This window comes from Candidatus Nitrospira nitrificans, from assembly GCF_001458775.1.
In the GTDB taxonomy this organism is placed as follows: domain Bacteria; phylum Nitrospirota; class Nitrospiria; order Nitrospirales; family Nitrospiraceae; genus Nitrospira_D; species Nitrospira_D nitrificans.
This window is the reverse complement of record NZ_CZPZ01000023.1, coordinates 52,109-63,500: the sequence shown is the minus strand read 5'-3', so window position 1 is coordinate 63,500 and position 11,392 is coordinate 52,109. Positions and strand designations below refer to the sequence as shown.

Below are 11,392 nucleotides of genomic sequence, written 5' to 3'. Positions count from 1 at the left end.
TGAAGCACGACGTCTCTGAATCCAGCTAGAGATGGGTAAAGCATCAAGCAATTCCTTCCTTCGCCGTGCTCGCTGCTATCCAGAATGGCAAATAAGTCCTATTCCTGGTTCCAGCCTCGGGATCGCGTATCAGAATCACCCCAGCTTCGACTGCCTCAGTAAGCAGACGGGAGGCCAGTGCCGCGTTCTTCTCGCCGATCCCAAAACGCTTCCGGAGCGAGGTGTTGGTCATGGGCTCATGGGTCACATAACGCAGGCACGCATGCAGATAGCACGCCCGTATACGATCCGCCTTCTCCATGTCCTTCAAGGTACGATGACCAAAAAGCACGACGCGCATAGAATTGCCTGGAACCTCGAACAGGGGTGCAGGGAGTTGGAATAGCTCAATTTGGAATACGACCTTATCGATGCCGCTGCCGCGCTCTTCACAGATACCGAACCGTCGCATGAGCGAGGCAAGTTTCTCGTTGCGTGAGCGCGGCGGCTGATCGAGCAAGCGATCGGTCGGAACTAATGGCTGACCGGGATTCGTGATTTCCACGCGATCGTCAAACACCTCGACCATAGGTCCGGCACCTGTGATGGAGAAGTCTTGATGGATAAGCGCATTTGCGACCACTTCTCGTATGACAAGCGGGGGAAACATCGGCACTGTCTTGCGCAGCGCCTGCTCGATCACCTCATTCGTCGGAAGCACCGCAATCACACTTTGGATGAACGCCTCAAAGCCCACGGCATAGCCTGGTGAAAACGATTGCTCCTTCGTCGTGAGGATACGCCCCTTCCCGGCATACTGGACAACACGCACAATCTTCCGCCGAAGACCGCCGAACCTCGAAAGATCCTTGGCAAAGAGGATGGCTCCGAGGTTTGTGATGTTCCACATGCCACCCTGGGACCGCTCAACGAGACCATCAGCTTCTAATGCTGCGAGGATACCAGGTTGATTGGGCGGGAGCGGAATCTGAAGAAGGTCGAAATACGACGGGAACGCCAGCAGCTGAAGAATTTCCTCACCGCTCAATCGCTGCGCGGCCATTCCATCCTCAAAGGCGGTTGTCATAAAGCGCTGCCAGAGGGCGCGTTCCTTCTCAGGATGGTCCTTGAGCTTCTTTGTATACGAGCCCACCCGTATGTACTCTTCACCGTTGAATCGAACAGGCTGATGGAGAGGTCTGTCGATTTCCAGGAGTATGACCCGTGCACCCTCGATCTCACACGTGTAGAACCGGAAGGGAACCTGTGGCTGCAGCAGACGAGTGAGCCAGTTTTCCACGTCTTCGTTGCCCTGCTTCACCGTCGATGGTTCGAATCTAGTGCCGACAAGTCTCCTCGTGCCATCCTCGATGCCCCATAAGACATAGGCACAATGCTTGTCGCAAAGCACTGCCGAGTTTGCTAGAGCCGAGATGTACTCACCAATCTCAGAGGGGTTCGAGTTGTTGACCTTGATCTCCATCCACTCGGTCTCGTGAGGCAGCTTACATAGCTCACGCACAAGACTCACCAGATAGTCTGCAGGGCGATCAGTGCTCACGCCTCGGCCTCTTCAGACACAGCGTCGACGTCTTCGTTATCCATATCCTCTTCAGCGTCAACCAGTGCTTCGTCGGCATCAAGCGCTTTAGGTTCTTCTGTCTCATTCGGCAACTTGGCCGCTGCCTCGCGGACATCGAGCTTGCCTGTGACCACATCGGCGATCAGGCGGGTGCGGTATTCGAGGAGGAGGGCAATCTCCCGTTCGGCCCGATCTATGGCGGCAGCTATTCCAGCAGTTTGGCTGGCGATTTCCGCGAGGATGGCTTGCTGTTCAGGAAGAGGAGGAATAAAAATTGGGAATGCTCGCAATGTACCGCTGTTTGTAGACGCCAGATTGGTAGTCTGCTTTGCCGTGAGCTGGAAATATGCGCGCCCGTGCATTGAAGCTATGAGACCGACCAAGAATTCTGGAATCAGAACATCCTTTCGGCATCGAACCGCAAAGATATGGTTCTGATGCAGGCATCCTGGAATCTCATCTTGCCATACGCAGCCGCGACCGAGCTTATCGATGTCACCTCCCTCGGTCATCAATACATCGCCACCCCGTAAGGTCGCACTATTGGCCTCAACGATAGGAACATCAACGCACTTCATATGCCTTAGGTCCACACGGCCAACTTGTACGTTGGCTACACGGAGATACGGTCGCGTCTCTGTTTTCACGCCCTTATAGTTTTTCCCCAATGTGAGCCCCGTTTGCACTGCAGCAGCATCCTTGAGTCTCGCAATCCTCCAATGCTCCGGCACATCACCGAGCCATTCGACGCCGGAGGGCTTGAGGCGGACGTTAGGATCAAGGCCACGGGTGACGGCGCGGTGGATAATGGCTTGCTTCTGTTCCTCCAGCAGCTTGATCAGTCTTTGCCTGGCCTGGATATAGCGCCTGATCCGCCGGTCAGCATGATTGAGGAATTGGACGATCGCGGCTTGCTCTGGAGAAGGCGGAAGAAGAGCTTCAAGGCGATAAAGATCGTCCGTGTAAAGACGGAGACGACTCTCAACAACACCTGTGGAAGCAGCTTTGATTCGTCCTTTGTACACTGGAGAACGAAGCAGATGATGGAAGTACCAAGGATGTGCCTCCGATTTAAAGCGATAAACACAGTAAGCAGGGCTAGCAATGCCTTGAAATTGTGAGACACCCATGCTGCCATTCCATGCCAGCATGATATTGACAACGAGATCCTCTGGCTCCACACACTTATAGCCCACAAGTGATTCGGCCCGAGTATCCGGCTCAGCATTGCCATCCGCGCGAGTTCGTTTCGTCACTCCGGTATATTGAGACACTCTTAGTAGCTGTTCGCTGCCATCTGCAGAACGACTGTCTTGCTCCCGTAGCAAGTACTTGAGCCGCCGTACCTCCCAGCGCTCCGGCACATTACCCAGCCATGACACGCCGGAATCTTGGTACGCTGGATAGGGTTTGAGGTCGGCGATCATCGCCTGGTATCCCCGATGATCTCACCGAGCAGCCCCTCCATCTCCTTCTCCAATGCCATGATGTCGGCTCGAATTTCTTCGAGTAACCGCAGCGGCTGTGGTTTGTAAAAGTACCGCGTGAAGCTGATCTCATAGCCGGTCTTGACGCTCTCCGCGTCGTACCAGGCGTCCGGCACATGGGGGAGGACTTCTCGTCGGATAAAAGCTTCGATGCCGCCGTCCTCTAAGAGCGGGATTTGCTCCGTATCACGAAGATCGGTATCGGGCTCGTATTCGGTCACACACAATTTGCCATCGATAGTGGTCTCGAACAGGCCGCGAAGTGGGTCTGGTTTGTTTTTGCCTGGCTTGTGGATCTTGCGGATGACCTCGGCTGCGGTCTCATCTCGCTTAGCCAATTGGTCCTTTAACAGTTTCTTACGAGCACCAGTCAGCTTGATGTTGTGCTTCTCAGCATCGGCCTCGACTGTCTTCACGAACTCGTTGAAATTGAGGTGGGGGCCTGGACCGAGTTGACCGGCAACTCTCTCCGCAAGGTTAGACAGAGGCGCTTCTTCTTCCTCCTCGCATATCGTTCGGAATGCAGAGAGGCTCTGTGCGTCCAAATCGACGCGCAAGCGGAGCGGCCGTTCGATCGTGACCTTCCAATAGCCGAAGGTTTCGTTGGGGAAGATTTTGGACTGCTCGGTTTCCTTGAAGTCGATGAAGGTGTCGCAGATGCGCGTAATATCGTCTTCCGACAGCTCACAATTCTTTTTACCAAGGTTCTTGCGAAGCGGCTTAAACCACTGTGTGGCATCGATCAGCTGAACCTTGCCTTTGCGATGAGCCGACTTTCGATTGGCGAGCACCCAAATATAGGTGGCAATGCCTGTGTTGTAGAACATGTTGAGGGGCAGGGCAACGATGCCTTCGAGCCAATCGTTCTCGATGATCCAGCGGCGAATGTTGCTCTCCCCCTGGCCGGCGTCTCCGGTGAAGAGCGATGAGCCATTGTGCACCTCGGCGATTCGGCTCCCGAGCTTGGTCTTGTGCTTCATCTTCGACAGCATGTTGGCGAGGAAAAGCATTTGGCCGTCGCTGGATCTGGTGATTAGCGAATACTCGGCTTCTCCTGCATGCTGGATCACGAAACGCGAGTCTTTAATCCCTTCCTTCCCTCCCAGACGTTCGAGATCGCTTTTCCAGCTCTTCCCATACGGTGGATTCGACAGCATGAAGTCGAATTCACGTGAAGGAAAAGCGTCATTCGCCAGCGTAGAGTATTCCGGTCCACCGACGATGTTGTCTGCCGCCTCGCCTTCACCCTTCAACAGAAAGTCAGCTTTTGCGATAGCATACGTCTCGGCGTTAATCTCTTGCCCATACAGGTGCGCTGCGACCTTCTTGTTATGTTCAGCGGCCAGTTGTTGAAGCGTTTCTTCCGCCACCGTAAGCATGCCGCCTGTTCCGCAAGCGCCGTCGTAGAGCAGATACGTCCCAGACTTAATTTGATCAGCAATCGGCAGAAAGATGAGCTTTGCCATCAGTTTCACGGCGTCGCGCGGGGTCCAGTGTTCGCCGGCTTCTTCATTGTTCTCTTCATTAAATCGCCGGACTAGCTCTTCGAAGATCGTCCCCATCGCATGATTATCAAGGCCCGGATGTTTCACCGATCCATCAGGGTTCTTGACGGGATTGGGACTGAGGTTGATGTCCGGCGAGAGGAACTTGTTGATCAGCGTGCCGAGGGCATCGGACTTTGAGAGGCGTGGAATTTGGTTTCGAAATTCAAATTTTTCCAGGATGTCTTGGACGTTGGGAGAAAAACCATCCAGGTAGGCCCCGAAATCAGCTTTGAGCTGTTGCTGACTTGCACGGGCCTTGAGATCACGAAGAGTAAACTTGGACGTGTTATAAAAATCCTGACCGGCTGCCTGCCGCAACGCCGGATCTTGATGAACGATCTTGGCCTTATTCACGAGGACTTCATATCGAGTACTGCCTGCTTGGTCGGCTCCAATACGGCGTCTAACCGACGAAGGACCGTCATCGGCAGGATAACGTCGCGATATTTACCACGCACATAGAGATCGCGCAGCACATCGTCAGCGATCCCCCATATGAAGTTCGCAATCCAGTTCAGATCGCCATTGCTCATGGTCACAATCCAGTTTCATGCAGATGACAGATATTTTTGAGAATTACGCACTCAGCGCGCGTAAGAATACAGGCTATAGGAGAAGGGGACAATAGGGTCGAAATGCACCGGGCAGAGTTCAGTGCGTGAAGAACGGTCGTCAACCCTCAATCAATGATAGGAAGCAGGATGAATTGGAGAGAGATCTTGGCCGTACCGTTTCAGGACTGCGCTTGGTCCAGATCGAACGCCGAGTGGAGAGAGCGCATGGCCAGTTCAAGATATTTCTCATCGATGACGCAAGAGATTTTTATCTCGGATGTGCTGATCATCATGATATTGATGCCTTCGCGGGACAGCACCTCGAACATCTTGGCCGCCACGCCCGAGTGCGACCGCATGCCCACGCCGATGAGCGAGACTTTGGCGATGGCTTCAGTCACTGAGATAGACCTGGCGTCGATGTCCTTTGCCACCGCTTGAATGAGCGGCACGGCCTTCTTGAGATCGGCGCGAGGCACGGTAAAGGAGAGGTCCGTCAAGGCCGCTTGGCTGATATTCTGAATGATCATGTCGACATTGATGTGCGCATCTGCGACGGGTCCGAAAATCCTGGCGGCGATCCCCGGCTTGTCCGGCACTCCGATGACCGTAATCTTGGCTTGATTGCGGTCCCCGGTCACACCGGCGATGGCCGCCGCTTCCATGTCCGTATCTTCTTTCGTCACGAGCGTTCCCTTTCCTTCTTTGAAGCTGGAATTCACTTCGACGGGGACATTGAACTTGGCCGCGAATTCCACCGATCTGGTCTGAAGCACTTTCGCGCCGAGACTGGCCATTTCGAGCATTTCTTCATACGCGATCTTCTCGATCCGCCTCGCCGCCGGCACGATGTTGGGATCCGCCGTATACACTCCGTCGACGTCCGTGAAGATGACACAGCGATCGGCCTTCAAGGCCGCCGCCAGTGCCACAGCCGAGAGATCCGACCCTCCTCGTCCGAGCGTGGTCACGTCCGACCGCTCATTGATCCCCTGGAACCCGGCCACAACGGGAACGACTCCTTGGTCCAGGGCCTCGCGGATACGATCCGCCGTCACACGCGCGATTCTCGCTTTGGTATGGGCGCTGTCCGTGATGATGCCGACCTGCCGGCCGGTAAAGGATCGGGCATTCACCCCTCGCCCTCGCAACTCCATCGCGAGCAGGGCGATAGTGACTCGTTCACCCGTCGAGAGCAGCATATCCATTTCTCGTTCATCGGGAGAAGACGTCACCTCATGCGCCAGCTTGATCAGCCGATCTGTTTCGCCGCTCATGGCCGAGAGGACGACGACGATCCGATTTCCCTCCCGCTGCGCGTGAGCCACACGGTCGGCGACGCGATGGATTCGCTCGATCGTGCCGACCGAGGTTCCGCCGTATTTTTGAACGATCAGCGCCACAGCCGTCAGCTTTTAGAGAAAAACTTGATGACAAACTTGGTGGCGTCGCGGGCAGGCATGTTTGCTGCGAAAGCATCCGCCTCGGTGAATCGGCGGCCGACGGCCTCTGATCCCTTTCCGCCTCCTTCACCAAACGCGTAGAACGCCGGGCCTTCGATTCCTGCGGTATGATCGCAGATCACCAGAAAACGATAGGGGCCTTGTTTAGACAAGCCTTCGAATAACGGGCCGACGAGATGACGATCGAACTCTTCGATCCCCTGAACTTTGGCTTTGATGTCAGTGCCGTGTATCACCTCATCGGCCAATTTGGCATGCACATACACAAAATCTCTCTTGGCAAATTCCGCCAACGCCACGGTCGCCTTGGTATGGAGATCACCACCTTCTAGCCGCTCAGGATCCACAGCATCCAGACCTGCGCAGATCCCGACCCCGCGATGGACGTCGTTGGTGGCCACGACCGCCCCCGTGACCTCGTATTTCTCAACCAAACTCGGCCACATGACCGCTCGCCCCTCGCCCCAGAGCCAGATGCAATTGGCCGGTTTCTTCCCCGCGGCTATCCGTTCCTCGTTGAGAGGATGATCGCGCAAGATGAAATAGGCCGCATCCATCAACTTGCGCAGAATATCGGCTCCATCGCCTTTCGGTAAGGCATCCGCGATGGATTGACCAAGTATCGTCTGCGGATCGGTGCAGATCGCTCGCGGCTTCCCCTTCACCCATACCATCAGATGGCGATGACCCGCCCCGGGATAGAATTGGATGGTCTCCGAACCGAGCTGCTCATTGATCGCCTCGATCAATTCACGGGCTTCTTCGGTTTCGATCAGCCCGGCCGTCCCATCATCCATGATGACGTGTGGACCTAATTTTTTGATCTCACCGCCCTTCCCGCTCTCCGGCGCCACGGTGACCATCGTGCATCGGTACACGACGTCCTGCTCCGTCCCGGACACGCCCAAACTCGCGGCCTCAAGCGGTCCAGGGCCTGGATAAAACTTTTTAGGGTCATATCCCAGAATCGCCGTTCCGATCAATCCACCGCCATGGCGCATCCCGTCGGCTGGAATCAGCAGCTGACCCAGCTCTCCGCTCTGCGCCAGACGATCGAGATGGGGAGTCGCAGCCGCTTGGAGCGGCGTCCTACCGCCCAGTTCCTCTTGCGGGTGATCAGCCATTCCACCGGCATGCACAATCACATATTTCATAGGATCCACACGTCTCTCAGACTTTCAACAGCCGGGCCACGTCCTCGCGCGTCGCCTTGACCGTCTGCGGTTGTTTGGACACACCGATTGCCGTATCGGCGTCTTTCAAACCATGCCCCGTCAACGTACATACGACCGTCTCTCCTTCTTGTAGAACCCTGGCTCGATGCAATTTGGCGACGCCGGCGACAGACGCGGCGGAAGCCGGCTCACAAAAAACCCCTTCGGTTGCCGCCACCATGGTATAGGCCTGGAGAATTTCCTCATCGGTCACCAGATCGATCGCGCCCGCCGATTCCTCAACCGCCTTGACTGCCGAAGACCAGCTGGCGGGATTGCCGATTCGAATGGCCGTGGCGATGGTCTGTGGTTGATCGACGACCCGGCCCAACACGATCGGAGCCGCGCCGGCGGCTTGGAATCCCATCATGCGGGGCACCTTCGCAATCTGATTGGCCGCACGATATTCTTGGTACCCTTTCCAATACGCTGTGATATTTCCCGCGTTCCCGACCGGCAACACATGAAGCGCCGGGGCCCCGCCAAGTTGATCGCACACCTCAAAGGCCGCCGTCTTCTGCCCGTCGATCCGGAAGGGATTCACCGAGTTCACCAATTCAATGGCCAGTGTCGCCGAAAACTCCTTGACGAGCGCGAGGGCCTGATCAAAGTTGCCTTCAATCTGGATCACCGTGGCCTGATGCATCATCGCCTGGGACAGCTTCCCCATCGCGATCTTGCCGGCTGGTATCAACACGAAAACGGATAACCCCGCGCGCGCGCCGTAAGCGGCGGCCGAGGCGGAGGTGTTGCCGGTCGACGCGCACATCACGGCCCGCGCGCCGTTTTCCACCGCCTTCGAGATGGCTAATGTCATGCCGCGGTCCTTGAAGGAACCGGTCGGATTGGCCCCCTCGAACTTCAGATAGAGCTCAACTCCTGGGGCGATGGCTTGAGCCAATCTCGTGGCCCGAATCAGAGGGGTATTGCCCTCTCCCAGGCTGACCACTGGTGTCTTTTCCGTCACGGGAAGGAATTTACGGTACTCCTCGATCACTCCGCGCCAAGGATTCATCGATCACTCATCCTTGCCTTCGACACGAATCAGCGTCGTCGGCTCGGAGACGAACGCCTTTCGATTGATTTCCCGCAACGCGGTTTGGACATCCCGCTCCTTCGCCACATGTGTCTTGATGACGATCGGCACGGTCTGTCCTTCACGGCGCCCCTGCTGCACCATCGACGAGATGCTGATCCCGCACCGACCCAACTCGCCGGCGATCTGCGCCAACACGCCGGGTCGGTCGACGACGGTAAACCGGAGATAATAGAGCGAGCTGATCTCTTCCATCGACCGCAGCCGGAGCGGCCGTCGCTGATCCGGCTGGAACGACGCCACCGGCACGCGACCGGCGCTGCCTTTTAAAAGATTCCGTCCGATTGCAATGAGGTCGCTGACCACGGCGCTTCCGGTCGGCATGGATCCGGCCCCCCGACCATAGAGAACGACGTCACCGACCGCATCACCGACGAGCTGGATGGCATTGTACACATCCTCAACTTGGGCAATCGGAGACGTCGAGGGGAGCATCGTAGGATGAACCCGCGCCTCAATCTCTCCGTCCACCAGTTTTGCGATGCCGAGCAGCTTGATCGTGAACCCAAACTGCTTCGCGTACGCGATATCGATCGGCGTGACGTTGGTAATCCCTTCAGTATAGATGTCCTTGAAGTTGACCGGGGTTCCATAGGCAAGGTTGACGAGGATGGCCAGCTTGTGGGCCGAATCGATCCCGGCCACGTCAAAGGTCGGATCGGCTTCGGCGTACCCGGCTCGTTGCGCGTCGGTGAGCACTTCCTCGAAACTATGCCCCTCACGGGTCATTCTCGACAAAATATAGTTGGACGTCCCGTTGATAATGCCATAGATGGATTCGATCGTATTTCCGGCTAAACCTTCCGTCAACGCACGAATAACGGGAATGCCGCCGCCGACGCTGGCTTCAAATCCTACATCCACTCCGTTACGCACGGCGGCGTCAAAGATTTCCTCTCCGTGAAGCGCCAGGAGCGCTTTATTTGCCGTCACCACATGCTTCCCGGCCGCGATCGCATCCAGGATGACGCGTTTGGCCGCATCGTATCCGCCGATGAGCTCAACGACGATATCGATGTCCGGCGCAGTCAGAACGTCCCTGCTGTCGGTCGTCAACACCCCGGCGGCCAAGGCGACGCCACGCTCCCTGACGACATCCAGATCCGCCACGCGAACAAGTTCGACCGGGACGCCGACGCGCCGCGTAATGAGGGCGGCATTATCGAGAAGGATTTTGGCGACTCCGGTGCCGACCGTCCCGAACCCTACGATCCCGATTCCGATGCGCGATCTCATTCCTCATCCCCATCGAGCTTGAGGGCTTTCCGGATTCCTCTGACGGCCTGCCTGGTGCGATGTTCGTTTTCTACCAGCCCAAACCGCACGTAGTCATCACCGCCTTCCCCGAATCCGATTCCCGGAGAAACGGCCACTTTTGCCTCTTTGAGCAAGAGCTTTGAAAACTCCAAGGATCCCATGTGGCGATAGGGCAAGGGGATGCGCGCCCATACAAACATCGTGGCCAGGGGCTTTGCGACTTGCCAGCCGATCCGATTCAGCCCGCCCACAAGCGCATCCCTGCGTTTCTGGTACCGCAACACCGTCTCCTTGACACAGTCCTGAGGGCCATTCAAGGCAATCACACTGGCGATCTGAATGGGTTGGAAAATACCATAGTCCAGATAGCTTTTAATCTTTGCCAACGCACCGACGACCTCTCGATTGCCCACGCAAAAACCCACGCGCCAACCCGGCATGTTGTAGGCCTTGGACAGGGTATAGAATTCTACCCCGCAGTCTTTGGCGCCCGGGACCTGAAGAAAGCTCGGCGCCTTGTATCCGTCGAACACCAGGTCGGCATAGGCGAGGTCATGGATGACGATGACGTTGTGCTCCTTGGCAAACGCCACGATCTTCTTGAAGAACTCCAAATCCACGACGGCCGTCGTGGGATTGTGGGGAAAGTTGATCACGAGAATCTTCGGTCTCGGAAACGTCTGCCGATAGACGCGCGTCAGATCTTCGAAAAAATCGCTATCCTGACGGAGTTCGATGCCGCGAACCTCACCGCCCGCAATGATGAAGCTGTACATGTGGATGGGATAGGTCGGCGTCGGGGTCAGAACCACATCGCCTGGACCGATCATGGCCAAGGCCAAGTGAGCGAGACCTTCTTTGGATCCGATGGTGACGATCGCTTCAGTCTCCGGATCCAGTTCAACACCGTAGTTGCGTTTGTACCACCCACAAATCCCATGCCGCAGTTTCGTGATGCCGCGCGAAGCCGAGTACCGATGATTCTTTGCCTTGCGGGCGGCCTCGATCATTTTCTCGACGATATGAGGCGGGGTCGGTTGATCGGGATTTCCCATCCCGAAATCAATGATGTCTTCCCCACGCTGGCGAGCCTCAAGCTTGAGCGATTGAACCTGCGCAAACACGTACGGCGGGAGTCGCTTGATTCGATAAAAACCTTCGCCCAACCCCATGAACTTCCTTTGACTACTTTTGAATATCCCCACACACTCAC

At 56.3% G+C, this 11,392-nt stretch carries 9 protein-coding genes; all 9 read right to left on the bottom strand.

Annotated features, from left to right (window positions below; all coding sequences use genetic code 11):
• Positions 1-43 precede the first annotated feature (43 nt).
• The gene (locus COMA2_RS12785; RefSeq protein WP_090898758.1) at positions 44-1,540 is read right to left on the bottom strand and encodes an ATP-binding protein; all 1,497 of its coding nucleotides are present in this window, start codon (positions 1,538-1,540) and stop codon (positions 44-46) included.
• Positions 1,537-2,988 carry a restriction endonuclease subunit S gene (locus tag COMA2_RS12780; RefSeq protein ID WP_090898755.1) on the bottom strand — a complete coding sequence of 484 codons (1,452 nt, stop codon included), beginning with the start codon at positions 2,986-2,988 and terminating at the stop codon, positions 1,537-1,539. Before COMA2_RS12780 ends, COMA2_RS12785 begins: the two co-directional genes overlap by 4 nt.
• On the bottom strand, positions 2,985-4,949 hold the full coding sequence (locus COMA2_RS12775; protein ID WP_217490741.1) for an HsdM family class I SAM-dependent methyltransferase: 1,965 nt from the start codon (positions 4,947-4,949) through the stop codon (positions 2,985-2,987). The genes COMA2_RS12780 and COMA2_RS12775 overlap by 4 nt, the downstream gene beginning before the upstream one ends.
• On the bottom strand, positions 4,946-5,128 hold the full coding sequence (locus tag COMA2_RS21335; protein WP_217490740.1) for a type I restriction-modification system subunit M N-terminal domain-containing protein: 183 nt from the start codon (positions 5,126-5,128) through the stop codon (positions 4,946-4,948). The genes COMA2_RS12775 and COMA2_RS21335 overlap by 4 nt, the downstream gene beginning before the upstream one ends.
• 200 nt (positions 5,129-5,328) lie before the next feature.
• Positions 5,329-6,552 (bottom strand): aspartate kinase, encoded by a 1,224-nt coding sequence (locus COMA2_RS12770; RefSeq protein ID WP_090898752.1) that lies wholly within the window; start codon positions 6,550-6,552, stop codon positions 5,329-5,331.
• Positions 6,553-6,557: 5 nt separating this feature from the next.
• Complete coding sequence (apgM, locus tag COMA2_RS12765) at positions 6,558-7,766, bottom strand: 2,3-bisphosphoglycerate-independent phosphoglycerate mutase (protein ID WP_090898750.1); 1,209 nt, start codon at positions 7,764-7,766, stop codon at positions 6,558-6,560.
• Positions 7,767-7,782: 16 nt separating this feature from the next.
• Complete coding sequence (gene thrC, locus COMA2_RS12760; protein WP_090898747.1) at positions 7,783-8,841, bottom strand: threonine synthase; 1,059 nt, start codon at positions 8,839-8,841, stop codon at positions 7,783-7,785.
• A gap of 3 nt (positions 8,842-8,844) precedes the next feature.
• The gene (locus COMA2_RS12755) at positions 8,845-10,158 is read right to left on the bottom strand and encodes a homoserine dehydrogenase (protein WP_090898744.1); all 1,314 of its coding nucleotides are present in this window, start codon (positions 10,156-10,158) and stop codon (positions 8,845-8,847) included.
• Positions 10,155-11,351, bottom strand: a complete 1,197-nt coding sequence (alaC, locus tag COMA2_RS12750; RefSeq protein WP_090898742.1) for an alanine transaminase — start codon at positions 11,349-11,351, stop codon at positions 10,155-10,157. The genes COMA2_RS12755 and alaC overlap by 4 nt, the downstream gene beginning before the upstream one ends.
• Positions 11,352-11,392: the final 41 nt, after the last annotated feature.

Coding starts and splice junctions, on each gene's coding strand:
- COMA2_RS12780 (WP_090898755.1), bottom strand. CDS start 2,988: ATGATCGCCGACCTCAAACCCTATCCAGCGTACCAAGATTCCGGCGTG.
- COMA2_RS21335 (WP_217490740.1), bottom strand. CDS start 5,128: ATGAGCAATGGCGATCTGAACTGGATTGCGAACTTCATATGGGGGATC.
- apgM (WP_090898750.1), bottom strand. CDS start 7,766: ATGAAATATGTGATTGTGCATGCCGGTGGAATGGCTGATCACCCGCAA.
- thrC (WP_090898747.1), bottom strand. CDS start 8,841: ATGAATCCTTGGCGCGGAGTGATCGAGGAGTACCGTAAATTCCTTCCC.
- COMA2_RS12755 (WP_090898744.1), bottom strand. CDS start 10,158: ATGAGATCGCGCATCGGAATCGGGATCGTAGGGTTCGGGACGGTCGGC.
- alaC (WP_090898742.1), bottom strand. CDS start 11,351: ATGGGGTTGGGCGAAGGTTTTTATCGAATCAAGCGACTCCCGCCGTAC.